This is a genomic window from Bacillus sp. GW821-FHT11D08 (genome assembly GCF_058808515.1).
In genome coordinates this window covers 46,519-70,493 of sequence record NZ_JBXARS010000003.1, presented here as the reverse complement: position 1 = coordinate 70,493, position 23,975 = coordinate 46,519, and the positions used below count along the sequence as shown (strand labels likewise).

The following is a 23,975-nucleotide window of genomic DNA, read 5'->3' as shown; positions in this document are numbered from 1 at the left end:
GATGTCTCCCTCAGCTATTCAGCTTTTTCAGCTTCAATCGTAATGATATGATGGCTGTCGATTTCTTTTACCGTAAATGTGTAGCCTTCAAAATCAATGGTGCTCCCGGGCTTCGCGTCAATATGCTGAGTAAGAAACCAGCCCCCGAGTGTATCGACTTGATCAGCCGTAATCTCTGTTCCGAGTACATCATTGACGTCACTGATCAGCAATTTGGCGTTCAGGAGATAGCGGTTCTTCCCAAGCTTTTGAACGGAAGGTGTTTCATCCGTATCAAATTCGTCGCGGATTTCGCCGACGATCTCTTCAATGATGTCTTCCGCCGTTACTAATCCCGCGGTTCCGCCGTACTCATCAATGAGAATGGCCATATGGGCGTGTTCCCGCTGCATTTTAACGAATAATTGATAAATCGGAATCGTCTCAATCACATGGATCGCCGGCTGGATGTAAGGGCTGAGTTCATGTTTTGTAAACGCCGCTCCTTCTGACAGGAATCTGAATAAAACTTCTTTTATATTGATGATGCCGACTACATGATCTTTATCTCCTTTTACTACGGGATACCGGGTATATTTATTTGTTTTGATAATGTCCCGGAGCATATGTCCCGATCCGCTGTCTAACGGCAGGCTCACCATTTCATTCCGGGGCACCATAATTTCTTTGGCAGTGCGCTTATCAAATGTAAAAATGTTATTTACGTAATGCAGCTCGCTTTTTTTAATCATGCCGCTTCGATAGCTTTCGGCAAGGAGCACCCGCAATTCCTCTTCCGTATAAGCCATTTCATGTTCGGAAGCAGGCTTCAAGCCGAACATGGCTGTAATCAGGCGGGCGGAATGATTGAGCAGCCAGATGAACGGAAACATTAACTTATAAAACAAAATCATCGGTCTGGCAGACAAAAGTGTAATCCGCTCGGCTTTTTGGATAGCAAAACTTTTCGGGGCGAGTTCGCCGATAACGACATTCACATATGTAACCAGCAGAAAGGCGATGATCAATGACAGGACTTGGGCAACCGCTTCGTGAACTCCGGTCTTTAAAAATAACGGCTGAAGCATCGCTTTGACTGTCGGTTCACCCAGCCAGCCGATTCCCAAAGCGGTGACGGTGATGCCCAATTGGCATGCCGATAAATATTCATCGAGGTGTGTAATGACATGCTTGGCTGCTTTTGCTCCTTTTACATCTTCCTCAATGAGCTGATTAATGCGGGAGCGCCTTGCTTTAACGATTGAAAACTCTATGGCGACAAAACATGCCGTTAATAAAATAAATAGTACGATGGCAGATAGTTTGATGATATACAATGTAACGCCTTCCGCGAAGGAAGGCTTGCACCTCCCTTTTTTCGGAATAATACCACTGTAGAAAGCTGCTCAAACATCGAACCTGGTTTAGCCTGCTTCATTTACGGTAATAAAACAAGAAAGCGATACTGGAGGATGACAAGAGATGAAGGTACATTCGGGTGCGGACTGGCTGTGGTACCAGCTCGGTCCGCATGAAAAGAGAGAAGCGAAAAAAATGATCCATCACAATCACTGGCCGCAATGCGAAAAGTGGTTTGAACATGAAAATCATATAAACTTTCTGCGCTCAGATACAAATGATCAGAATAATGAAGCGGTTTTCGGTTCTTTAATCTATCATCAAGGATTAGATGATGAAAAAAACCATACCGTATTTCACTTTTATATTACGAGAGACTTCTTTTTTACAATTAATTTTGATTTTTCGCTGCTGCGCGGTGTAAAAGAAAAGCATGCCACACAGCAGATTCAAACCTGTGAAAATCCGATTGAAGGCTTTTTTGTTCTGCTGGGAGAGCTGATGAATTCCTATCTGATCGGACTGGATGAATTTGAAGTCAAGCAGCGGACGCTGAAATGGCAGATTCATGATGACAACAGCAAAGGAATCTTGGAAAATGTGCATAAACTGCGCCATGAGCTGTTCATTTGGAAAGGCCTTACACTGGGGGCTCAAAAAGTGGAAATGGCTTTAAAAGAAGCTTTTCTCCCGAAAAATGACAGGCAGAAAGATTACCTCAGAGCTCATCAAAAGATGGAAAGAGGAATTACATATATCAATGAGTTTGATCAGGAACTGAGCAATCTGCTGCACGCCGAGGAAGTCATTACCTCCCAAAGAGGAAATGAAATTGTGAAAGCCTTGACGATCTTTACAACTCTCTTTACACCGATGACGGCGCTTGGAGCTCTCTGGGGGATGAACTTTGATAACATGCCGGAGCTTCATTGGAAATATGCGTATATTTGTTCCATCGTGCTCATTATTGTATCAACCCTGCTGATTTATATTTATCTGCGGCAGAAAGGCTGGACAGGGGACATTTTGAGGGAGCATCAAAAAAAATATTTGCGGAAAGAAAAGAAACGCTAAGAAGAGCAGGCATACGCCTGCTTTTTTTGATGGCTGAAAATGGCCGAATGGTTCCGGATTTCATTCGGTAAATCAATGTCAGGTGGCTTATTTTTTATTTTTTTACGTTTTACACACTGTAAAACGCATAATCTCTCCTTTGCCGGCTTTTGTGTATCTGATTTACAATACGTGCGGAAGGAGGGAAGTCTTGTGAAAAATATAGAAACATACAGCAGGAACATCATAAACGAGGCCTATACGGCAAGGGCTTCAGATATACACATTGTGCCGAGAGAAAAGGATGCTTTCATTCATTTTCGCATCGGCCATGCTCTTGTGAAAAAAAGAGTCTTAAAAAAAGAGGAATGCGTAAGGCTTATTTCTCATTTCAAGTTTTTATCGGCCATGGATATAGGAGAAAGACGTAAGCCGCAAAACGGGTCATTGTCTCTGCCGCTTCCGACGGAAACCGTTCATTTGAGAATGTCAACCTTGCCGACAATGAATGATGAAAGTCTTGTCATCAGGCTTTTGCCTAAGCGGCAGATTCCCCCTCTGGATAAATTGTCCTTATTTCGGGGGGCGGGCGCCGCACTATTGTCCTTTCTGAAGCATTCGCACGGCCTGCTTCTGTTTACCGGCCCCACCGGATCTGGAAAAACGACCACTCTTTACTCGCTTGTCAACTATGCAAAAAGGCATTTCAACCGTCGGATTGTCACGCTTGAAGACCCCGTAGAAACAAGAGATGAGGATGTGTTGCAAGTTCAGGTGAATGAAAAAGCCGGAGTCACATATTCCGCCGGTTTAAAAGCGATTTTAAGACATGATCCCGATATGATCATCTTAGGGGAAATCAGGGATGCCGAGACGGCTGAAATCGCAGTCCGCGCGGCCATGACGGGACACCTCGTTCTTTCAAGCCTGCATACAAGAGATGCTAAGGGCGCCATATACAGGCTGCTGGAGTTCGGCGTGAACATGACAGAAATTGAACAAACCGTCATTGCCATTGCCGCTCAGCGTCTGGTTGATTTAACATGTCCGTTCTGCAAAGAGGAAAACTGTTCCGTGTACTGCCGGATGTACAGGCAGACACGCCGTGCGGGCATTTATGAACTGCTCTACGGGAAAAACCTCACCCAATGCTTTCAGGAAGCAAAGGGAGAGCACGCCAATTTTCAATATCAGACGCTCCGCAGGCTGATCAGAAAAGGAATCGCGCTCGGCTATGTCACGACCGACAATTACGATCGGTGGGTGTATCATGAAGCGGATTAAACGAACCTGGCCGTTGAAGGATCAAGCGGCTTTTTTGAAAAGGCTCGGTGAAATGACGGAAAAAGGATACAGTCTGATTGAAGGGCTCAGACTGCTGCAACTCCAGCTGCATAAACGTCAGCTTGCAGAGCTGACGGACGGAATCCGCCGGCTGAGGGAAGGTGATGCGTTTTACCAAGTGCTTGAGGCACTGTCTTTTCATAAAGAAGCCGTCTCTATCTGCTATTTCGCGGAGAAACACGGGGAATTGCCGGGGGCGATGAAACAAAGCGGCGAATTATTACAGAGAAAGCTCATGCAGACGAATCAAATCAAAAAAATGCTCCGGTATCCGATGTTTTTAATATCTTCCGTCTGTGTCATGTTTTATATTCTGCAAAGTTTAATTATTCCGCAGTTTGCTGGGATTTATCAATCAATGAATATGAATACATCCGGTACGACTGCTTTCATCTTTGCGTTTTTTCGGCATTTTCATGAAGCCTGCGCACTGGCGCTGTCCGCCGCTTTCTGCTTGTTTTTGTACGTTTGGTTCTTATGTAAAAAAAAATCCCCGCAAGATAAAATGCTGATTGTTGTGAAAATACCCCTCTTAGGAAAAGCGGCCGTTCTTTTTAACAGCTACTTTTTCTCTTTACAGCTCAGCAGTCTTCTGAAATCCGGCCTTTCTATCTATGACAGCTTAACAGCTTTTAAAGAACAATCTTTTCTGCCTTTTTATCGTGAAGAAGCAGAGATGCTCATTACACGTCTGAAAGCCGGAGAAACCATAGAATCCGCTCTTTCCGGGCATCCGTGTTATGAAAAAGACCTTGCGGCTGCAGTCAGCCACGGACAGGCAAACGGCCTGCTTCACCGCGAACTTTATACGTACAGCCAGTTTATGATGGAGCGTCTTGAACAAAACGCGGCGAAGTATACCGGCATTCTCCAGCCTGTCATTTACGGTGTTGTGGCCGGTATGATTTTAATTGTCTACATGTCAATGCTGATGCCGATGTACCAGATGATGAACCAAATGTAAGGGAGTGCTTCGTCTGAAAAATCAAGATGGATTTACTTTAATTGAAATGCTGATCGTTTTATTTATCGTTTCCATTCTGCTTTTAATCACCATTCCTAACGTTACAAAACATAATCAAAGCATTCAGCATAAAGGCTGTGAAGGACTGCAGAATATGGTGAAAGCCCAAGTGACGGCGTACGAAATCGATCATGAAGGTAAAATGCCGGATATGAACGATTTACAATCAGAGGGGTATATCAAAAAGAATACAGCCTGCCCGAATGGTAAACAGATCTTAATTAGTGGCGGAGAAGTTACAGTTGAACAATAACAGGCGGACAGAAAATGGGTTTACCCTTCTTGAAAGCCTGATTGTGTTAAGCCTGGCGTCCGTCCTGCTGACGGTTTTGTTCACGACGGTTCCGCCGGCCTACACCCACCTTGCCGTGCGGCAAAAAACAGAACAGCTCCAAAAAGATATTCAGCTTGCTCAGGAAACGGCTATCGCAGAACATAAAAGAACAAAAATCACTTTTCTTCCAAAAGAGCATAAATATAAACTGCAGTCAGGCGGAAGGATTGTCGAGCGTTCCTTTGATTCGCTTCACATTACACTTGTGACTTTACCGGAGAGCCTTGAATTTAACGAAAAAGGCCATCCGAATTCGGGAGGAAAGATTCAATTGAAGAGCGCCGGGTTCACCTATGAGATCACAGTTTACTTAGGGAGCGGAAATGTCCATGCTAAACGGAAATAAGGGGTTCTCTACTATTGAAACACTATCAGCAATGGCCATTTGGCTGTTCCTTATGACGTCTATCATTCCGGTCTGGACGGGCATGCTGACTGATGGTCTGAAAATAGAAGATCGCCATGAAGCGTACCAGCTTCTTCAGAAACATATCAGCACTTATATGATGACCGGAAAAAAGCCGCCGTCTCCCGGTGTGAAGTGGAAGGAGGATGGTGAGTATTACAAAGTGTGTACGGCTGACCGCAGCGAAAAAGAAATGTGCCTCAGCATTCTCAAAACAGACTGGCTTTACGCTTCTTAATGTTTTGTTCTCCTTGGCAGTCTGTCTTTTCCTATCAGGCACCTTGGGCCCGATTTTACATCTGTTTTTATCAAACCGGACCGATAACGGCGGATTAGACAGCCGGGAGCATCAAATTGCCGTTCAGCAGATCATGAACGAATGTAAACAGGCTGAGACTGTGAAGCCGGCGGACGGCGGACGGGCGTTAGCATGCCGGAAAACAGGAGGCGAAGAAGTGCGTTTTGAAATTTATCATAAGATGATAAGGAAAAGAGTAAACGGAAAAGGCCACGTGCCGATCCTGCAAAACGCGGCATCATTAACGGCTGATGTGAAAAACGGCCTGCTCTTATTAGAGATCTCAAGCGTTGCAGGTAAAAAGAATCAGGCGGTCATTCCGGTTTACAGCTTTTTTAAAGGTGATTAAATGTACAAATCTGACGGTTTTATATATCCCGCGGTTCTGTTTGTTTCTGCCGCAGTTTTACTTGTCATCAGCTATACTTCATCTGATTTCATCACCCGAAAAACATTTGCAAAAGAGGCCGGGGAGTACTGGACCGGAGAGAACCTGCTCCAAAACGGCGCGCTGCTGTCAAGCCGCCATATGACACAGGGACAAAGGGTCCAAACTGGTACACAGCGTTTTCCGTATGGCACCGTTTCTTTTCACATCACGGGGAGTGATCGGCGGGAAACGGTTCAGGTTACAATTCAGGCGGAAACCACGACAGGAACGAGACGGGAGGCTCACCTTTTGTTCGATCAGAAGAAGAAACAGCTGATTCAATGGACGGAAGTATAAAAAAGAGGCGGCGGGACAACACTTCATAGTAAAGACAGCACTATGAGGTGAGAGCCGTGAAAACAAATGATTATGTAAAATATATGACTGAGCAATTCGTTAAATATTTCGATACGCCGAAACAGGAACGGAGAGAGCGAAAAGAAGTGCGGAAAGAAAAGAAAGTGCCGGCTTCTCAGCACTGGTTCGGAATATTGCCGTATAGTTTTAAGCTGTGGATGCAGCGGAAAAAATAAAGTGAATCACACGAAAGGTCCTCCTGATACAGGAGGGCCTTATTGGTATTCCTCAATGACGGCAATTTTATTTACCTTTTGGCTGTAGGGATTAAAAGAAATCGTAACAAACACGCCAAATTCTTTTTCGCCATCCCGCAATGTCAAGTGGTATTGCTTGACTGCTTCGTCCGTTCTTTTCCGATCCCACACCTTTTGAATAAATAACGTTTGGGCGAGCGGATATCTTTTTTTAGCTTCCTTTTCTGCTAACTTTTCCCATTTTGATTTATGGTGAACAGCATAATAAGGCACCGTTTCCGCCTGAGCTGTTCCTGAAACCCCGAAAACAAGAAGAGAAAGGCAAATCAGACTTTGTTTGATCATCATTCTTCGTCCTTTCGCTGTATATACTTTCCATTTTGTTCTAGGCACCTCGTTATTTTCTCACGTTTTATTAGAAAAAATTCCAAAAAGGTGTGTAATTTGAAGCAAAACGCTGTTTTTAAAAGATACCATTCTCAAAAACGAACAATTTGACCGATTTTGACATTTTTCAAGACGATAATCCTTGATTATACTTTGTTCATACAGTTCTTTAAAGAGAACGGTTGTCATATTTATTAACAGTTTTACAGGGGGTAAGGCATGTTCCGATTGTTGCGAATGGAAAAAAAGGGCAAGGTGAGATGGCGGATGATGCTATTTTTACGGCTTTCGTTCATTTTTTGCCTGTCCGTGACGATATGTGCTCAGTTCACAGGTGATACAAGTTCCTCCTTCAATGATGTGAAAAGCTTCAGTCTCCAGGTTCAAACGTGCGGAGATTTTCAATATACGGATGACGATTGCCGTTATGACGAACGCTGGGATCAAAGTGATTTACATATAACAAATCAAACTGATACGTCAGGCACCGTGTGTGCGCCGCTTCAGCTCTATGCCGAGCTGGAGAATAAGGGAAAAGAGCGGACTGTTTCTGACTGGAAATGGGAGCTCCATAAAATTGCTTCTCAGCAGCAGCCTTTACGAAACGGCAATGTTGTGGATAAAGGGCTTATTACTGATAAAAAAAGCAAAACGATTTATAAAATTGAGTCAAAGCGGTCTTTGCAGCCGGGCATATACGCATTCAAGGTTTACAAGCCTGAAGGGTATCCGGCGGACGAAGAAAAATTTGAGTGGTCAAAACCGATGAAACTCGTCAAATGCCGGGAACAGGCGACCGTTTCCGATCTAAAGAAAACGGAGAAAGAGCCGGCTGAGCCGGTAAAAGAAAGCGGGGAAGAACATGAAAAAAACGCTGAAACTGATCAGTAATATTTTGTATGCCGTCATCTTCAGCTTGATTATTGTGCTGACGTTAACGGTGATTTCGACCCGGGCTTCCGGGGGTGAGCCGGCCATCTTCGGCTATACGCTGAAATCCGTGCTGTCGGGTTCAATGGACCCGGAATTTAAGACGGGTTCGCTCATAGCGGTAAAGAAAATTTCTGACGTGAATGACTTAAAAAAAGGGGATGTGATCACCTTTACCCAAGATGACGGAACAGCCGTCACACACAGAATAATCGGGATCACAAAAAAGGACGGGAGCCTGCTGTTTGAGACAAAAGGGGACCATAATGCCGCCCCGGATGCCGCACCCGTTCAAGCTGAAAAAGTGGCGGCCCAGTATACGGGATATCAGCTTCCGTATGCCGGATATGTCATACATTTGGCCAGCCAGCCGATCGGAACGGCGATTCTGTTAATCGTTCCCGGCGTCATGCTTTTGATTTACTCAATAACAGTCATTGTCAGCGCCCTCCGCGATATTGAGCGGAAAACGAAAGCGCTGGAAGAACATGCGAAAAAGGGAACCATCTCTACATGAATACGGTTGCAACCTGGCGACAGGATTTGATAACAAAAATAAAAAGTAAGGGGAGAGTACAGACATGGGTATGAAAAAGAAATTAAGCTTGGGCGTTGCCTCAGCCGCACTCGGTTTAGCATTAGTAGGAGGAGGCACATGGGCCGCATTTAATGATGTGAAGTCGACAGACGCTACATTTGCGTCAGGAACACTTGATTTATCGGCTAAAGAACAATCAGCCAATGTCAATTTGTCAAACTTAAAACCAGGTGATAAATTGACGAAAGATTTTGAATTCAGAAACAACGGTTCACTTGCCATTAAAGAAGTGCTGATGGCTTTGAATTTTACTGACTTTAAAGGAGCAAAGAAAGGAAATGAATCTGCGGAGGATTTCCTCAGCCAGTTTGAAATTACGGTTCTGACAGTCGGTAAAGAAGGGGGCAACGGCTATCCTAAAAATATCATTTTGAAGGCGGCCAGCCTGAAAGACTTATACTTAATGTCAACAAAACAGGATAAAGCAGCTGCCGAAGCGATCAGCAAGCACATTGATCCGAAATTCCTGAGTGAGAGCGGAAAAGTCAATGTAGCAACCATTAACGGCAAAACAGCTCCTGAGTACGACGGAGTTCCGAAAACGCCTGCTGATTATGACCAGGTGAGAATGGAAATCCAATTTAAAAATGACACCGCAAAAACTGCGGACGGATTAAGTGTGCAAAACAAGTTCCAAGGCAATGCGATTTCTCTTCAATTCTCTTTTGAAGCAACGCAATGGAACGGCTTGACCATTACGAAAGATCATACGGATAAAGACGGTTACGTCAAGGAAAATGAAAAGGCTCACAGTGAGGATAAAAACTAATCCGAAAGTCGGACAGTTAAAAGAGGAGTTGTGCACATATGGCGGCACTACTCCTCTTTTTGCGCTTTTCTCCATTTTTGATAATCTAAAAATTCACGAAATTGTTTTTTTGATACCCCGGATGTCATCGCATCGCGAACTAATTTCTCCCATTCACTATCTAATTGACCATCGTATTCGGTTTCATGTTTTTCATCAAGTAAAGTATGAACCGAGACGTCCAGAACAGCGGAGACTTTTTCGAGAAATTGAATGGAGGGGTTCGTCTGTAAATTTCGTTCTATTGAGCTTAAATAAGACTTCGCTACCCCAGCTTTTTCAGCTAGTTCTGATAGTGAGTAGCCTTTTTCTTTTCGGTATTGTTTAATACGCTGGCCAATCAATGTCATCACCTTCCTTGTGATATTATAGCACATTCAGAAAGGATTTACGGTATGACTTCTGGCTGCCTGGATATGTTGAGAAGACTTTTTATGCGAAAGCAGGTATTTGCGTATTTCTTCTAGGCTGATATTTGCTTTTTGGGCTTCTAATATCAGCTCAACCCATTCCTTATCTAATTGCGAAAATTCCATTTTTGCATTTTTCATGCATTTTCTCCTCCTAAAATACTTGTTTATGTATTTCAGCCAATCCGCCCATGACCTTATCTTTACATGTCTGGAAGTGATTCATCGCATGCGAAACGCCAGAAATTTTTTCTATATACTTTTATTATAATATAGAATTTCCAGAAAAAACGGGAAAGGTGTCGAATGGATAACGCTTATCCAGAAAAATTACTTTGCAGGAAAAATAAACCGCCGTTTTCAATCTGAATGTGAATGTTCGGCTGATATAAGGCTTTCAGCGCTTGTTTTTCCAAATGGTATTCCTCAGGTTTTTCCTCTGTCTGCTCATAAAACTGATCGAGCAGACAGAGGTCCTTTTTCCATCTGGCGATCGCGCTGTCAGCCCAGTCTGACGGCTCTTTGGCGGCAGCGTCTTTTAAGTAATGCTCCATTCTTTTAATTCCGCTTTCCGGCTTAATCATCGGCGATATGGTAAAGCAATAGTCTGATATTTGCGAGGTCAGCGGAAGCGGTGCAAGCTTCTGCTGAAACCCTTCTATAATTGTTCCAGATACAAGATGCAGGCCTAAAGACAAAAGTCTGTCTTTTTTCATGTCGGATTGGTATGAAATCACTACATTTAATCCAAGCCAGGGCTGAAGCGGCACTCTGGCTCCGGCTGATACAATTTTCTCATATATTCTTGTAAATCTCCCATTTTGTTTAACTGCTTGAAAGATTTGAAAGAGGCGCGGGGCTCCAAAGTAAATAAATTCGCCGTCCATATCCTCCGGAGTCGTTTCTTTATCAGTGATGAACGTGATCTTCATCGGGTTCGGTTCGCCGCCCGTTTTTTCACGCCAATGCCAATAAAACGGGCGGTTCATAATTTGTTTGTCCATCTCGACCGTCAACTGAACCGTCATAAAACCCGGCCCGTGTTCTGTAATCGGACAGTGGTTCGCTTCAAAAAAGCGCAGTAAAAATTCGTGAACCTCCTGCTGTCTCATGTCGCGCTTCCTCCTTTTAGATTAAGATCCTTTTTTTCTGGCGGGCTTTTCCGTACCGTACGACAGAAAAGAGGTGAGATTGTCCATTTTGATTCTCATTTCTTCCTCTGTCAGCGAATGGCATAAAATATCATGCAAATGGTCTTCAAAATTGCTCACTTTGATTTTTGTTAAGATGTCATCTAATTCTCCGACGACATTTTCAAATAAATGAATTTTGTCATACAGAAGTTTTAAGATATGCTCTTCCACCGTATGTTTTGTCGCCATATTGTAGATATGAACATCTCTTTCCTGACCGAGTCTGTGAATCCTTCCGATTCTTTGTTCAAGCCGCATCGGGTTCCACGGGAGGTCATAATTGATAATATGGTTGCAGAATTGCAGGTTGATCCCTTCGCCTCCGGCTTCTGTAGCGATCAGCACCTGCACTTTGCCGCGGAAGAGATCCTTCATCCAGTCTTTTTTTCCGCGTTTAAATCCGCCTCTGAACGGAACGGAGCTTATGCCGTTCTGCTGAAGGAACCATTGCAGGTAAATCTGTGTCGCCCTGTATTCAGTAAAAATAATGACTTTATCATTAATCTTTTGGATCAAGTCAACAACTTGAATCGCTTTTGAGTTTTGCGTGACTTGATTGATGCGGTCCATTAAATTAGCGATCGTCTGATCATCGAATGCGGGCGCTTGTTTGTCTTTTTGGTCAAGCATTTTTTTGAGCGTCATATACACGGCTTCCCTGCTTGAACAGCATTCTCTTTGCAGCGTCATAATGGAAAATGCGCTTGCGGGCTTTTCCGTGCCGTTTTTCAGTGCGACGATGTCATCGTAAAGCGCCTGTTCCGTCGGTGAAAAGGTGATCGGCACTGTTTCCACGTGGCGCTTCGTCCATGTAAGGCCGGTGTCGCTCCGCGTGTTGCGGATCATCACCTTATTGACGAGTTCTTTCAAATGCTCATGAGCGTCAATCCCGTCCTTCTGATTGAAGGTTTCTTGAAATCCGCTTTCGTTTCCTAAATGGCCGGGCTTTAACAGTGACACTAAATTGAAGATTTCTTCGATCCGGTTTTGAATCGGCGTTGCCGTCAAAAGCAGGCAGTATTTCTTCACAAGACTTCTCGCAAATTCATAATTTTTCGTTTTGCTGTTTTTGAGCTTGTGCGCCTCGTCAATAATGACGAGATCATACGGAATAGAAAGGACAATGTCTTTGTGAGGCGAGCGTTTGGCCGTATCAATAGAAGAAACGACGATATCGCACTGTTCCCACACATAGCTTTTCTTCTGTTCAACAGCGGGTATTAAAAACTTCTCCTGAAGCTCTTTCACCCACTGGGAAACGAGTGATGCCGGCACAAGAATCAGGATTTTTTTGGCCAGCCCGCGAATCATATATTCTTTTAAAATCAGGCCCGCTTCCACCGTTTTTCCGAGCCCCACTTCATCAGCCAAAATCGCCTTGCCGTTCATTTTTTCAACGACTTTCTGCGCGACCTCAAGCTGATGGGGAAGCGGAGTGAAATCGGGCAGGTATAAAGGAGCCCTCAATCCTTCAAATTCAGGAATGGCAAGGGTCTGCTGGACTTCAGCCGACAGTTTGTACATCTCCCAATTTGACCAGGGACCGTCCGTTTTCAGCCGCTCAGAAAACTCTCCCGGCCAGTTTGCATCAAATATGATCTCTGCTGTCATATGTAACAAAACCGCCTTTCTTTTAAAAAACTGATTTATCATAATTTTTGTTGCCGGACGTAAATGAGGGTGGTAGGATATAAGTAATGATTTCACTAAAAGATATTGCTTTAGTATGTCCATAAAATTGGTAAATATGAGCGAATGACAGCAAGGGGAGAGACTCGGACGAAAGATGGGCGTCCGGGCGCCGAAGGAGCAAACTGCGGAGTGAATCTCTCAGGCAAAAGAACTCTTGCTCGACGCAACTCTGGAGAGTGTCTGCACTTAGAAGAAGCAGGCCACCAAAGGGGACGTCTTTATGATATGTTCATAAAGTAAACTTTCAGGTGCCGGGACAGAGAAACCTTCATTTTCATGAGGTGTTTCTCTGTCCTTTTTTATATGTTTTTACAATGCGCCAATGACTGAAGGGGGAAGATGATGCTGAAACGAACACCGCTTTATGACGTGTATAAAGAATACGGCGGAAAAACGATTGATTTTGGAGGATGGGAGCTGCCGGTTCAATTTTCTTCTATTAAAGAGGAGCATGAAGCCGTCCGCACAAAAGCGGGCCTGTTTGATGTGTCCCATATGGGGGAAGTTGAAGTATCCGGTAAAGACGCCCTGTCTTTTCTCCAAAAAATGATGACAAATGACGTTGCCGATTTAAAGCCGGGAAACGCGCTTTATACCGCCATGTGTTATCCTGACGGCGGTACGGTGGATGACTTGCTGATCTATCAGAAAAGCGAGAGCTGCTATCTGCTCGTGATTAACGCGTCTAATATTGAAAAGGACATCGCCTGGCTGACGGAACATGCGGAAGGCGATGTCACGCTGACGAATCAGTCTGACGGGATTTCACTGCTTGCTGTTCAGGGGCCGAATGCTCAGTCGGTTCTTACGAAGCTGACTGAATGTGCTTTGTCCTCCTTAAAGCCGTTTACATTTATTGACGAGGCGGACGTTGCCGGACGACAAGTCCTGCTTTCAAGAACAGGCTATACCGGTGAAGACGGATTTGAGTTATATTGCCGCAATGAAGATGCGGTTCATCTATTTAAGGAGATACTTGCAGCGGGAGAGCATGAAGGCCTCGTTCCGTGCGGCCTCGGCGCCCGTGATACGCTGAGATTTGAAGCGAAGCTTGCTTTATACGGTCAGGAATTGACGAAAGATATTACACCGATTGAAGCCGGAATCAGATTTGCCGTGAAACACAAGAAAGATTCCGATTTTTTCGGGAAGTCTGTATTGCGCGAACAGAAAGAAAAAGGAGCCCCGCGAAAGCTGGTCGGACTTGAGATGATTGAAAAAGGGATTCCGAGACACGGGTACGCCGTGAAAAAAGACGGTGTTCCGATCGGTGAAATCACGACAGGCACGCAATCTCCGACTTTAAAGAAAAATATCGGCCTTGCCTTAATCAAAACGGAATTCAGTGAAGTCGGAACGGAAGTAGAAGTGGAAATCCGTAAAAAAACGGTAAAAGCGAAGATTGTCCGCACACCGTTTTATAAACGTCCAAAACAGAGCTGAAAAAGGAGAGTCATATGAAGCATCGATATTTGCCCGCGACAGAACAGGATAAAAAAGAAATGCTGAAAGCCATCGGCGCAGAAACAATTGATGAACTGTTTGCCGATATTCCGGAAAATGTACGGTTTCAAAAAGACTACCGCATTAAACAAGCAAAGTCAGAAACTGAGCTGACGAGAGAGCTGACGAAGCTTGCGGCGAAAAATAAAGACGCTGTTACATATGCATCTTTTCTAGGCGCAGGAGTGTACGATCACTACCAGCCGGTTATCGTCGATCATGTGATATCCCGATCAGAGTTTTACACGGCATATACGCCTTACCAGCCTGAAATCTCACAAGGAGAGCTGCAGGCGATTTTTGAATTTCAAACGATGATCTGTGAATTAACGGGAATGGATATCGCAAACTCCTCTATGTACGACGGGGGAACGGCGCTGGCGGAAGCGGCGATGCTTGCGTCGGGACATACGAAAAAGAAAAAAATCGTTATTTCCGCAGCCGTTCATCCGGAATCGCGGGATGTTTTGAAAACATACGCAAAGGGCCAATATATTGAGGTTGTAGAGGTGCCCGCGAAAAACGGCGTCACAGATCTTGAAGCATTGGAACATGCCGTTTGTGATGAAACGGCCGCCGTGATCGTCCAGTATCCGAACTTCTTCGGACAAATCGAGCCGTTAAAGGACATTGAGCCGCTCGCACATAAAGGAAACAGCCAGCTGATTGTTTCTTCAAACCCGCTCGCGCTCGGTATTTTGAGACCGCCCGGGGCATACGGAGCTGATATCGTCGTCGGGGACGCGCAGCCTTTCGGCATACCTGCGGCGTTCGGCGGCCCGCACTGCGGCTATTTTGCAGTAACGAAAAAACTGATGAGAAAGGTGCCGGGTCGGCTTGTCGGCCAAACGGAGGATGAAAACGGGCGAAGAGGTTTTGTTCTCACTCTTCAGGCGCGCGAGCAGCATATCAGAAGAGACAAAGCCACGTCTAACATTTGTTCAAATCAGGCGCTGAATGCTTTAGCGGCTTCAGTCGCGATGACGGCGCTCGGAAAAAACGGCGTCAAAGACATGGCCCGCCAAAATATATTGAAAGCTGATTACGCGAGACGCCAAGCGGAAAAAGCCGGCTTGCACGTAGCATTTGACGGCCCGATATTTAATGAATTTGCCGTCAGGCTGAATCTTCCCGTCAAGGAAGCAAACCGGCGGCTCCTGCAAGACGGCATCATCGGCGGATATGATTTAGGCCTTGCGTATCCGGAACTGAATCAGCATATGCTCATTGCCGTCACAGAGCTGAGAACAAAAGAAGAGATCGATTCGCTTATTGCGGGATTGGGGGATCAACATGAATAATCAAGATCAGGCGCTTATTTTTGAAATGTCCCGCGAAGGGCGTATCGGTTACAGCCTTCCGGAGCTTGATGTGCCGGAAACAGAGCTTGGAAGCCTTCTTCCCGGTGACTATATCCGCGATGAAGACGCAAAGCTGCCGGAAGTATCAGAGCTCGATATTATGCGGCATTATACCGCTCTTTCTAAGAGGAACCACGGAGTTGATTCAGGCTTTTATCCGCTCGGCTCCTGTACGATGAAATACAATCCGAAATTAAATGAAAAAATTGCCCGGATCGCAGGTTTTTCCGCTATTCATCCGCTTCAGGACGAGGACACGGTTCAGGGGGCGCTTGAGCTTTTATACGATTTAAGCGGACACTTGGAGGAGATTACGGGCATGGACGAGGTGACGCTGCAGCCTGCGGCGGGCGCTCACGGCGAATGGACCGGCCTGATGATGATCCGCGCCTATCACGAAGCGCGGGGAGACTTCGGACGGACGAAGGTGATTGTCCCTGATTCAGCCCACGGTACGAATCCGGCATCCGCCACGGTCGCCGGTTTTGAAACGATTACCGTCAAGTCAAATGAGCACGGGCTGGTTGACATTGAAGATTTGAAAAGAGCGGTAAACGAAGAAACAGCGGCGCTGATGCTGACGAATCCGAACACCCTTGGATTATTTGAGGAAAACATTACGGAAATGGCTGAAATCGTCCATCAGGCCGGCGGAAAGCTTTATTATGACGGAGCGAATTTAAATGCCGTTTTAAGTAAAGCAAGACCGGGAGATATGGGATTTGACGTCGTTCACCTTAATCTGCATAAAACATTTACCGGGCCGCACGGCGGGGGAGGACCGGGCTCAGGTCCGGTCGGAGTGAAAAAAGAATTCATTCCGTATCTGCCGAAACCCGTACTCACGAAAAAAGAGGGCCGTTTGACTTTTGACTATGACCGGCCGCAGTCGATCGGGCGCGTAAAACCTTATTACGGCAACTTCGGCATTAATGTCAGAGCCTACACGTATATCCGTTCCATGGGGCCTGACGGCTTAAAAGCTGTGACCGAAAACGCGGTTTTAAATGCAAATTATATGATGAGAAGACTCGCGCCTTATTATGATCTCCCGTATGACCGTCATTGCAAGCATGAATTTGTGTTATCGGGAAGAAGGCAGAAAAAGCTCGGCGTACGAACGCTTGATATTGCCAAACGGCTTTTGGATTTCGGCTATCATCCGCCGACTGTGTATTTTCCTCTCAATGTTGAAGAAAGCATCATGGTCGAACCGACGGAAACGGAATCAAAGGAAACGCTAGATGCGTTTATAGATGCCATGATTCAAATTGCGCGGGAAGCGGAGGAATCGCCTGAAATCGTTCAGGAAGCGCCGCATACAACAGTTGTCAAAAGAATGGATGAAACCAAGGCGGCAAGAAAGCCCGTTTTAAAATACGAACGTACACTTGACGGCATCCGCTGACACGGTGTAAAAAAAAGAGCTGTCCGTTTTATACGGAAGCTCTTTTTTATGATTAGTTTTTTGCTTTAATTTTTCCGCCCCATTTTTTAAATCCGCCTTTCAGGTTGTAAATATCTTTACAGCCGTGTTTGCGGAGCGTCTGTGCCGCGCGTCCGCTGCGGACATTGTTTTGGCAGTACAGATAAACGGGTTTATCAGGACGGATTTCACTTTTGCGCTGTTTCAGCTGTGACAGCGGAATGTTGCGCGCGCCGAGAATATGGCCGCCTTCAAATTCATTCGGTTCACGGACGTCAATCAGCTGCGCTTTTCTGTAGCCCGCGCGGAATTCCTCTTCCGTAAGTGTTTTCATTAAACGCTGCTGGTAAAAATACGACACGATCATATAAACGATAAACGCCGCAACAATAATTAAAGCAATCATATTAGACAATGCGATTCTACTCCTTTAACTTATAAAATCAAAACCCTGCTTCCTGAAAACAAGGCTTACCGGACGTTTTGGGACAAATACTATTATAGTAAAGCATGAAGCGATTGTCATCCTTAATGAAACGAAATATTTTTCATTTTCAAGGCAGTTTGTTAAACTGATTTTATTAAAACGATAAAGAAGGGTTCAGTGTATGGAAAAAGAAACATGGCGGTTTATTGACTCAGGGAACGAAAGCCCGGCATTTAACATGGCGCTGGATGAAGCGCTTTTATATTGGCACAGCCAAAAAAAAATTCCACCGGTGATCCGTTTTTACGGCTGGAATCCGGCAACTTTGTCTGTCGGGTATTTTCAAAATATTAAGAAGGAAATTAACTTTGACGCAGTACATAAACACGGCCTCGGGTTTGTCAGAAGACCGACAGGCGGACGGGGTGTTCTGCATGATAAAGAATTGACATACAGCGTAATCGTTTCAGAGGATCACCCGGAAATGCCGGCCACGGTGACAGAGGCGTACCGGGTGATTTCAGAAGGTATTCTGCAGGGATTCAGAAACCTTGGACTTGATGCCTGCTTTGCGATTCCGCGAACGGAGAAAGAAAAAGAAAGCTTGAAAAATCCGCGCTCGTCCGTCTGCTTTGATGCGCCTTCGTGGTATGAACTGGTCGTCGAAGGACGGAAAGTTGCCGGAAGCGCACAGACACGCCAAAAAGGCGTCATTCTTCAGCACGGTTCCATCCTGCTTGACATTGATGAGGATAAGCTGTTTGATCTGTTTTTATATCCGAGCGACAGAGTCCGTGAGCGCATGCAGCGGAATTTCAAAAACAAGGCGGTAGCCATCAACGCCTTAGCGCCGAAACGGGTAACGATGGATGAGGCCAGAATCGCTTTTAAAGCCGGTTTTGAGGAAGGGCTGAACATTCATCTTGAGCCTTACACACTCACGTCTGAAGAGCTTGCATTTGTCAATGAGCTGGCTGAGACGAAATACGCGTCTGATGAATGGAATTATAAGCGCTGATAAGGCTTGACAGACCGGAAGCATCCTTGTTTTTTCATGACCGTTAGTGTAAACTTGTAATGGTTTATAAAGTTAAGGTGCTTTTTGGGAGGGTTACTTATGACAACACCAAGTATGGAAGATTATATTGAACAGATTTATATGCTGATAGAAGAAAAAGGATATGCACGGGTTTCTGATATCGCGGAAGCTTTGGCAGTCCACCCCTCCTCTGTAACGAAAATGGTTCAAAAACTAGATAAAGACGAGTATTTGATTTATGAAAAATATCGCGGGCTCGTATTGACGTCAAAAGGCAAAAAGATCGGCAAACGGCTCGTATACAGACACGAATTGCTTGAGCAGTTTTTAAGAATCATTGGTGTTGATGAAGAGAAGATTTACAATGATGTTGAAGGAATCGAACATCATCTGAGCTGGAACAGCATTGACCGCATCGGCGACCTCGTTCAGTATTTTGAAGATGACGAAAGCCGGAAAAAAGAATTGAAATCCGTACAGAAAAAAACCGAAAATCCCGGTGAATAAAGGGCAGCCCGAAATGGGGCGCCCTTTTTTTAATGTCTTCATTCTTTGGTCTATTTCGCCCAGCCGTTTCTTAAAATAATAATACACCTTGAGATGGAAGGGAGAGGGCGCGCTATGCAGATTGACGGCGTATTTTCGGGCGGGGGGATAAAAGGGGTGGCGCTTGCCGGCGCTTATGAAGCGCTGGAAGAAAAGGGCTTTCGCTTTGAAAGGCTCGCCGGAACAAGCGCCGGCGCAATTATTGCCGCATTTATCGCTGCGGGCTATACGAGCAGAGAGGTTCATTCCATCATAGATGAGGTGGACGGAAGGCAATTGCTTGATCAGAGATACTCATTCCTCCCGCTGAAAATCCTGCGGTGGGTGTCGATATATTGGCGCCTCGGACTATACAGAGGCGATATGCTGGAAAAATGGATTGCGGATAAATTAAAAGCGAAGGGCATCATCGCGTTCGGCGATTTGAAAAAAGGCTCGCTCCGTCTCATCGCTTCAGATCTGACGAACGGAACGATGATCGTGCTTCCTGACGATCTTCCCCGCTACGGATTAAATCCGGAGATGTTCCCGGTTGCCAGAGCCGTCAGAATGAGCTGCAGCATTCCTTATTTTTTTGAACCGATAAAACTGAAGACAGAAAAAGGAAGCTCAACGGTTGTTGACGGCGGCGTGTTAAGCAATTTCCCGATTTGGCTGTATTCAAAAGAACGCAAACGGCCGGTCATCGGAATTTCGCTTTCGCCAAACGAAAAAGAGCGCCCGAAAAAATCAATCCGCAACGCTTTTGAGCTGTTCGGGGCTTTGTTTGAAACGATGAAAGACGCTCATGATGCCAGGCATATCGCGACAAAGTACGAACAGAATATTATTTTTATTCCGGTGGAACATGTGATGGCGACGGAGTTTCATCTCACACCGCAAAAAAAACTAGCTCTCATTGAGCTAGGAAAAAGCAGAACAGAGCAATTTTTGAAGCAATGGAGCTATTAAAAAAGCGCTCTGTTTTTCTTTTTATTCTTTTTGCCTTCTATGACGGTAAGCTGGGTCTGGCTTTTTTTCTTAAGAATCATCGGCTTCGGTCTGCTGCTGCTCGGCACGCTCCGCAAATGGCTGACCCGGCCTCTGTGTCCGGCGCGGTGCTTCGCTTTTTGCTCCTTCATTCGGAGCCGCGATTGTCTGGCCGCTTTTCTGAAAGCGGTTCCGTCACGGCCGGTGCGGCGGTTCAGGACCGTCCTCACGATAAAATAAATTATGATGCCTGCGATAATAACGGTGATCGCTCTTGAAATCATCTGCCCGGGGTTGGTTACCGCCGCATAAATGAAACCGAATGCGCCAAGCGCTATCAATACAGCAAAAAAAGGTTGTACACGATGATTCATAACTGCCCACCTCCAAAATAATAACGGTAACGGTTCAGATTACGTTGTGAGACGGTTTTTCGCTCTGTTCTGAAATGTCTTCCAGTCTGAGAAGCTCGTTAAAGCTTTCTATGGCAACCTCGACCTGGTCATCCGCCGGTTCCTTTGTCGTTAAAAGCTGCAGCCACAGGCCGGGATAACCGAGCACTTTCAAAACGGGGATATTCCGCACTCTGTTCGTCAGCTGGAGTACTTCAAAGGAGATGCCGAGAACGACCGGTATAAGCGCAATCCTGTCTAAAATCCGCACCCAAAGCGGATCTGTCGGAACGAGTAAATAGATGAACATGCCGACAATGATCGTAAATAAAATAAAGCTTGAACCGCAACGGTAATGAAGCCGTGACTGTTTCTGAACATTTTCTATTGTAATTGGCAAATTCTGTTCATAACAGTTTATGACCTTATGTTCGGCTCCATGATATTGAAACACTCTTTTAATTAACGGCGTCATTGATAAAAAATAAATGTAGCCGAGAAGCAGAATAAGCTTAAACAGACTTTCGATTCCGATCTGCGCGGCGTCTGAGGAAAATACGGGCCTTACAAGCTCCGCTAAGAAGACCGGGACGAGCGTAAAAACGAATTTGCTGAACAAAAACGACAGAACGCCGATCACCGCCAGGCTGAAAAACATCGATAAGCCCGAACCTTTCTTATCTTCCTGCTCCAGCTTTGCGTCATCTTGAGGATCAAGCCCGTAACGTTCGCTGGAAAAGTTTAAATGCTTTGTGCCGTTGGCGCTCGCCTCAATGATGGCGACGATTCCCCGCAAAAAAGGAATCTTTTTTAAAGCCGAAAGCTTGGCGTTCGGCACTCTCGGAAGCTTGAAAAAATCAATGCTTCCGTCATTCCTGCGGATGGCGGTAACATAATTTTTTCTGCCGCCGAACATGACCCCTTCAACGACAGCCTGCCCGCCGTAAGCAGGGGGCGTTTTTTGTTTGGACATTGTTTATCAACCTGCCTGTTTTTTTAGGATTTACTAACCATTTCCTTTCACTCTATTGTACAGGAAACCGCGGTAAACCTCTAGTTAGACAGCCGGAAAATCAATGCTTTTTCTACATGCAGTATACCCCGTTTCTTTAGATTTTACTCATTGAATGAAAATATGGCGCAGCTTTTTATGACTTTTCAATTTTGGGGCAGTCTATGACTGGAGGTGCCATGATGACAAGCGAAAAACATTCAGAACAGGAAGAAAAAAAGAAGCAGGATGATGATCAGCAGCCTGTTTCATTTACCGGCAGAATTTGCGGTATCGGATTTGCCGGCGGTGTATTTTGGAGTTTGATCGGCTATCTCGGGTATGTCTTTCATTTTTCAGAGATCAGCCCCAACATGATTCTTCAGCCGTTTATGATCGGAGAATGGAAAAAACAATGGCTCGGCACGATGGTCAGCATCGTTGTCATCGGATTCATTTCAATTGCCGGGGCGTTTATTTATTTCGTCTGCCTGAAACGTTTTAAAACCATGTGGCCGGGGATGGTGTACGGCGTCATTTTATGGTGTGCGGTTTTTTTCTTATTCAATCCGATTTTCGAAGATGTGAAATCCGTCACTGAATTGAAATCAGATACAATCGTGACGACGCTTTGCCTTTACATTCTGTACGGTTTGTTTGTCGGCTACTCAATTTCCTTCAACTACAATGAACTTACGTCAGACAAGCTTGCAAGGGCGCTTGGCAACAAGTGAATAAGTGTATAATCCCTGTCCGGTATGGTAAAATGTTCACGAGAAGTGAACATTTTTTATGCTGAAAACCGGGCGGGGATGCTCCCGCGTTGTCAGGCGGCAGTCAAGAATCGGCGAGGAGGAGAAAGGGAATGAAACTTGAGAAATTGCGAAATCTTTTCGGTCAGCTGGATATAGACGGAATGTTGGTGACAAGCTCCGCCAATCTGCAGTATATGACGGGATTTACGGGTTCGTCAGGCCTTGCGGTCATATCGAAAGAACGTGCGGCATTTATCACGGATTTCCGTTACACCGAGCAGGCGAAGACGCAAGTGAAGGGTTTTGACATTATCGAGCACGGCGGAAGCTTAATCCAAACGGCTGCGGATACGATTCTTGAGTACGGCATTAAAAAACTCGGCTTCGAGCAAAACAGCATGACGTACGGAACATATGCATCCTACCAAGCGGTGCTGCAGGAAGCGGAGATGGTTCCCGTCGCGGATTCCGTTGAAAAGTTGCGCTTGATTAAGTCAAGTGAAGAGATTAAGATATTAGAGGAAGCTGCGAAGATTGCGGATGATGCGTTTGAACATATTCTGACGTTTATCAAACCGGGCATCTCAGAGATTTCAGTTGCAAACGAGCTTGAATTTTATATGAGACGTCAAGGAGCAGACGGCTCTTCCTTTGATATGATCGTCGCCTCGGGAGTCAGATCCAGCCTTCCCCACGGAGTGGCAAGCGGCAAATTGATTGAAAAGGGAGACTTGGTCACGCTCGATTTCGGCGCTTATTATAAAGGCTATTGTTCTGATATCACACGCACCGTCGCGGTCGGAGAGCCAAGTGATAAACTGAAAGAGATTTATCAGGTCGTATACGATGCCCAAGCGCTTGGTGTCCTGCATATTAAACCCGGCATGACGGGAAAAGAAGCGGACGCCCTGACGAGGGATCACATCACTGCAAAAGGCTACGGACAGTATTTCGGCCATTCGACAGGACACGGGTTCGGAATGGAAGTCCATGAATCACCGGGGCTGTCTTTCAGGTCATCGGCCGTTCTTGAGCCGGGCATGGCGGTAACGGTTGAGCCGGGCATATACATACCGGAAGTTGGGGGCGCAAGAATCGAAGATGATATCATCATCACTGACGACGGCAACCGGACAATTACGCATTCCCCTAAAGAATTAATTATTTTGTGATCGGAATATAGGAGGACATCAAACATGATTTCAGTTAACGATTTTCGTACAGGACTAACGATTGAAGTAGACGGCGGCATTTGGCGCGTCGTTGACTTCCAGCACGTAAAGCCGGGAAAAGGAGCGGCATTTGTCCGTTCTAAATTGCGTAACCTCCGCACGGGCGCTATTCAGGAGAAAACATTCCGTGCAGGTGAAAAAGTCGCGAAAGCTCAAATCGAAACAAAAACGATGCAGTATCTTTATGCCAACGGCGATCAGCACGTGTTCATGGATACAAGCTCATATGAACAGCTTGAATTGAACGAAAACCAAATCGAAGAAGAATTGAAATATCTTCTGGAAAATATGTCTGTGCACATCATGATGTATCAGTCTGAAACGCTCGGTATTGAACTGCCGAACACAGTTGAACTGAAAGTTGTTGAAACAGAGCCGGGAATTAAAGGCGACACGGCGTCAGGCGGCACAAAACCTGCCAAAACGGAAACAGGCCTTGTCGTAAACGTACCGTTTTTCGTGAACGAAGGCGATACGCTGGTTGTAAATACATCAGACGGCTCTTACGTGTCAAGAGCGTAGTCAAAGACATTCG

Annotated in this window: 30 protein-coding genes and 1 riboswitch; of the genes, 21 read left to right on the top strand and 9 right to left on the bottom strand. The window is 45.4% G+C overall.

From position 1 onward, the window contains the following. Nucleotides 1-14 precede the first annotated feature (14 nt). Complete coding sequence (locus AC1RRX_RS07210) at nt 15-1,316, bottom strand: hemolysin family protein (RefSeq protein ID WP_012117986.1); 1,302 nt, start codon at nt 1,314-1,316, stop codon at nt 15-17. 145 nt (nt 1,317-1,461) lie between these two features. Here AC1RRX_RS07210 and AC1RRX_RS07205 point away from each other — a divergent pair, with 145 nt between their 5' ends. The 9 genes from AC1RRX_RS07205 to AC1RRX_RS07165 all read left to right on the top strand — a co-directional run bounded on the left by AC1RRX_RS07205 (nt 1,462) and on the right by AC1RRX_RS07165 (nt 6,760). Then, the gene (locus AC1RRX_RS07205) at nt 1,462-2,412 is read left to right on the top strand and encodes a magnesium transporter CorA family protein (protein WP_144464135.1); all 951 of its coding nucleotides are present in this window, start codon (nt 1,462-1,464) and stop codon (nt 2,410-2,412) included. Nucleotides 2,413-2,604: 192 nt separating this feature from the next. Next, nucleotides 2,605-3,675: a competence type IV pilus ATPase ComGA gene (gene comGA / locus AC1RRX_RS07200; protein WP_003153083.1), complete on the top strand. Its 1,071-nt coding sequence runs from the start codon at nt 2,605-2,607 to the stop codon at nt 3,673-3,675. Then, nucleotides 3,662-4,699, top strand: coding sequence for a competence type IV pilus assembly protein ComGB (comGB, locus tag AC1RRX_RS07195; protein ID WP_032866436.1), 1,038 nt, complete (start codon nt 3,662-3,664; stop codon nt 4,697-4,699). The genes comGA and comGB overlap by 14 nt, the downstream gene beginning before the upstream one ends. 4 nt (nt 4,700-4,703) lie before the next feature. Next, the gene (gene comGC / locus AC1RRX_RS07190; RefSeq protein WP_003153087.1) at nt 4,704-5,012 is read left to right on the top strand and encodes a competence type IV pilus major pilin ComGC; all 309 of its coding nucleotides are present in this window, start codon (nt 4,704-4,706) and stop codon (nt 5,010-5,012) included. Beyond that, nucleotides 5,002-5,439 (top strand): competence type IV pilus minor pilin ComGD, encoded by a 438-nt coding sequence (gene comGD, locus AC1RRX_RS07185; RefSeq protein ID WP_012117983.1) that lies wholly within the window; start codon nt 5,002-5,004, stop codon nt 5,437-5,439. Before comGC ends, comGD begins: the two co-directional genes overlap by 11 nt. Beyond that, entirely contained in the window at nt 5,423-5,737 is a 315-nt protein-coding gene (comGE, locus tag AC1RRX_RS07180) for a competence type IV pilus minor pilin ComGE (protein WP_007408323.1), read from the top strand. The genes comGD and comGE overlap by 17 nt, the downstream gene beginning before the upstream one ends. Continuing rightward, nucleotides 5,646-6,146 carry a competence type IV pilus minor pilin ComGF gene (gene comGF / locus AC1RRX_RS07175; protein ID WP_258566475.1) on the top strand — a complete coding sequence of 167 codons (501 nt, stop codon included), beginning with the start codon at nt 5,646-5,648 and terminating at the stop codon, nt 6,144-6,146. Before comGE ends, comGF begins: the two co-directional genes overlap by 92 nt. Beyond that, complete coding sequence (gene comGG / locus AC1RRX_RS07170; protein WP_007408325.1) at nt 6,147-6,524, top strand: competence type IV pilus minor pilin ComGG; 378 nt, start codon at nt 6,147-6,149, stop codon at nt 6,522-6,524. 56 nt (nt 6,525-6,580) lie between these two features. Next, the gene (locus AC1RRX_RS07165; RefSeq protein ID WP_003153093.1) at nt 6,581-6,760 is read left to right on the top strand and encodes a YqzE family protein; all 180 of its coding nucleotides are present in this window, start codon (nt 6,581-6,583) and stop codon (nt 6,758-6,760) included. Between the two features lie 39 nt (nt 6,761-6,799). Here the strand turns inward: AC1RRX_RS07165 and AC1RRX_RS07160 are convergent, their stop codons facing one another. Continuing rightward, a complete protein-coding gene (locus AC1RRX_RS07160; RefSeq protein WP_020954231.1) occupies nt 6,800-7,129 on the bottom strand; it encodes a DUF3889 domain-containing protein in 330 nt (109 codons plus the stop codon). Between the two features lie 258 nt (nt 7,130-7,387). Between AC1RRX_RS07160 and tapA the strand changes: the two genes are divergently transcribed. The 3 genes from tapA to tasA all read left to right on the top strand — a co-directional run bounded on the left by tapA (nt 7,388) and on the right by tasA (nt 9,465). Next, nucleotides 7,388-8,059 carry an amyloid fiber anchoring/assembly protein TapA gene (gene tapA / locus AC1RRX_RS07155; RefSeq protein ID WP_020954230.1) on the top strand — a complete coding sequence of 224 codons (672 nt, stop codon included), beginning with the start codon at nt 7,388-7,390 and terminating at the stop codon, nt 8,057-8,059. Beyond that, nucleotides 8,031-8,615: a signal peptidase I SipW gene (gene sipW, locus AC1RRX_RS07150; RefSeq protein ID WP_007408328.1), complete on the top strand. Its 585-nt coding sequence runs from the start codon at nt 8,031-8,033 to the stop codon at nt 8,613-8,615. Before tapA ends, sipW begins: the two co-directional genes overlap by 29 nt. 64 nt (nt 8,616-8,679) lie before the next feature. Beyond that, nucleotides 8,680-9,465, top strand: a complete 786-nt coding sequence (gene tasA / locus AC1RRX_RS07145; RefSeq protein ID WP_007408329.1) for a biofilm matrix protein TasA — start codon at nt 8,680-8,682, stop codon at nt 9,463-9,465. Nucleotides 9,466-9,512: 47 nt separating this feature from the next. On the opposite strand, the gene sinR is transcribed toward tasA, so the two are convergent. The 4 genes from sinR to AC1RRX_RS07125 all read right to left on the bottom strand — a co-directional run bounded on the left by sinR (nt 9,513) and on the right by AC1RRX_RS07125 (nt 12,718). Then, nucleotides 9,513-9,848, bottom strand: a complete 336-nt coding sequence (gene sinR / locus AC1RRX_RS07140; RefSeq protein ID WP_003153104.1) for a transcriptional regulator SinR — start codon at nt 9,846-9,848, stop codon at nt 9,513-9,515. A gap of 33 nt (nt 9,849-9,881) precedes the next feature. Next, entirely contained in the window at nt 9,882-10,055 is a 174-nt protein-coding gene (sinI, locus tag AC1RRX_RS07135; protein WP_003153105.1) for an anti-repressor SinI, read from the bottom strand. Nucleotides 10,056-10,231: 176 nt separating this feature from the next. Then, nucleotides 10,232-11,026 carry a YqhG family protein gene (locus AC1RRX_RS07130; protein ID WP_144464133.1) on the bottom strand — a complete coding sequence of 265 codons (795 nt, stop codon included), beginning with the start codon at nt 11,024-11,026 and terminating at the stop codon, nt 10,232-10,234. A 21-nt stretch (nt 11,027-11,047) separates the two neighbouring features. Then, on the bottom strand, nt 11,048-12,718 hold the full coding sequence (locus AC1RRX_RS07125) for a DEAD/DEAH box helicase (RefSeq protein ID WP_007408331.1): 1,671 nt from the start codon (nt 12,716-12,718) through the stop codon (nt 11,048-11,050). 144 nt (nt 12,719-12,862) lie between these two features. Further along, nucleotides 12,863-12,963, top strand: a riboswitch (glycine riboswitch). Nucleotides 12,964-13,141: 178 nt separating this feature from the next. On the opposite strand from AC1RRX_RS07125, the gene gcvT reads away from it, so the two are divergent. Genes gcvT through gcvPB form a run of 3 tightly spaced genes read left to right on the top strand, consistent with a single transcriptional unit; the run spans nt 13,142 to nt 17,071 of the window. After that, the gene (gene gcvT, locus AC1RRX_RS07120; protein WP_144464131.1) at nt 13,142-14,242 is read left to right on the top strand and encodes a glycine cleavage system aminomethyltransferase GcvT; all 1,101 of its coding nucleotides are present in this window, start codon (nt 13,142-13,144) and stop codon (nt 14,240-14,242) included. A 14-nt stretch (nt 14,243-14,256) separates the two neighbouring features. Further along, a complete protein-coding gene (gcvPA, locus tag AC1RRX_RS07115; protein ID WP_105937525.1) occupies nt 14,257-15,603 on the top strand; it encodes an aminomethyl-transferring glycine dehydrogenase subunit GcvPA in 1,347 nt (448 codons plus the stop codon). Next, a complete protein-coding gene (gene gcvPB / locus AC1RRX_RS07110) occupies nt 15,596-17,071 on the top strand; it encodes an aminomethyl-transferring glycine dehydrogenase subunit GcvPB (protein WP_144464129.1) in 1,476 nt (491 codons plus the stop codon). The genes gcvPA and gcvPB overlap by 8 nt, the downstream gene beginning before the upstream one ends. A 52-nt stretch (nt 17,072-17,123) precedes the next feature. Here gcvPB and AC1RRX_RS07105 read toward each other — a convergent pair whose 3' ends face one another. Further along, nucleotides 17,124-17,504 (bottom strand): rhodanese-like domain-containing protein, encoded by a 381-nt coding sequence (locus AC1RRX_RS07105; protein WP_007408335.1) that lies wholly within the window; start codon nt 17,502-17,504, stop codon nt 17,124-17,126. 193 nt (nt 17,505-17,697) lie between these two features. Between AC1RRX_RS07105 and AC1RRX_RS07100 the strand changes: the two genes are divergently transcribed. The 3 genes from AC1RRX_RS07100 to AC1RRX_RS07090 all read left to right on the top strand — a co-directional run bounded on the left by AC1RRX_RS07100 (nt 17,698) and on the right by AC1RRX_RS07090 (nt 20,052). Then, entirely contained in the window at nt 17,698-18,534 is an 837-nt protein-coding gene (locus AC1RRX_RS07100; protein WP_003153114.1) for a lipoate--protein ligase family protein, read from the top strand. A 99-nt stretch (nt 18,535-18,633) separates the two neighbouring features. After that, on the top strand, nt 18,634-19,062 hold the full coding sequence (mntR, locus tag AC1RRX_RS07095) for a transcriptional regulator MntR (RefSeq protein ID WP_007408338.1): 429 nt from the start codon (nt 18,634-18,636) through the stop codon (nt 19,060-19,062). A gap of 114 nt (nt 19,063-19,176) precedes the next feature. Next, the gene (locus AC1RRX_RS07090) at nt 19,177-20,052 is read left to right on the top strand and encodes a patatin-like phospholipase family protein (RefSeq protein WP_032870606.1); all 876 of its coding nucleotides are present in this window, start codon (nt 19,177-19,179) and stop codon (nt 20,050-20,052) included. Here the strand turns inward: AC1RRX_RS07090 and AC1RRX_RS07085 are convergent. Further along, complete coding sequence (locus AC1RRX_RS07085; RefSeq protein WP_007408340.1) at nt 20,049-20,444, bottom strand: SA1362 family protein; 396 nt, start codon at nt 20,442-20,444, stop codon at nt 20,049-20,051. The genes AC1RRX_RS07090 and AC1RRX_RS07085 overlap by 4 nt on opposite strands. 34 nt (nt 20,445-20,478) lie before the next feature. After that, nucleotides 20,479-21,435 carry a DUF1385 domain-containing protein gene (locus AC1RRX_RS07080; RefSeq protein WP_007408341.1) on the bottom strand — a complete coding sequence of 319 codons (957 nt, stop codon included), beginning with the start codon at nt 21,433-21,435 and terminating at the stop codon, nt 20,479-20,481. A 221-nt stretch (nt 21,436-21,656) separates the two neighbouring features. On the opposite strand from AC1RRX_RS07080, the gene AC1RRX_RS07075 reads away from it, so the two are divergent. From AC1RRX_RS07075 to efp, 3 genes are all read left to right on the top strand, one after another. Beyond that, nucleotides 21,657-22,187 carry a YqhR family membrane protein gene (locus tag AC1RRX_RS07075; protein ID WP_003153121.1) on the top strand — a complete coding sequence of 177 codons (531 nt, stop codon included), beginning with the start codon at nt 21,657-21,659 and terminating at the stop codon, nt 22,185-22,187. Between the two features lie 131 nt (nt 22,188-22,318). Next, complete coding sequence (locus AC1RRX_RS07070) at nt 22,319-23,380, top strand: M24 family metallopeptidase (protein ID WP_032870608.1); 1,062 nt, start codon at nt 22,319-22,321, stop codon at nt 23,378-23,380. A gap of 24 nt (nt 23,381-23,404) precedes the next feature. After that, nucleotides 23,405-23,962, top strand: a complete 558-nt coding sequence (gene efp / locus AC1RRX_RS07065) for an elongation factor P (protein ID WP_003153123.1) — start codon at nt 23,405-23,407, stop codon at nt 23,960-23,962. Nucleotides 23,963-23,975: the final 13 nt, after the last annotated feature.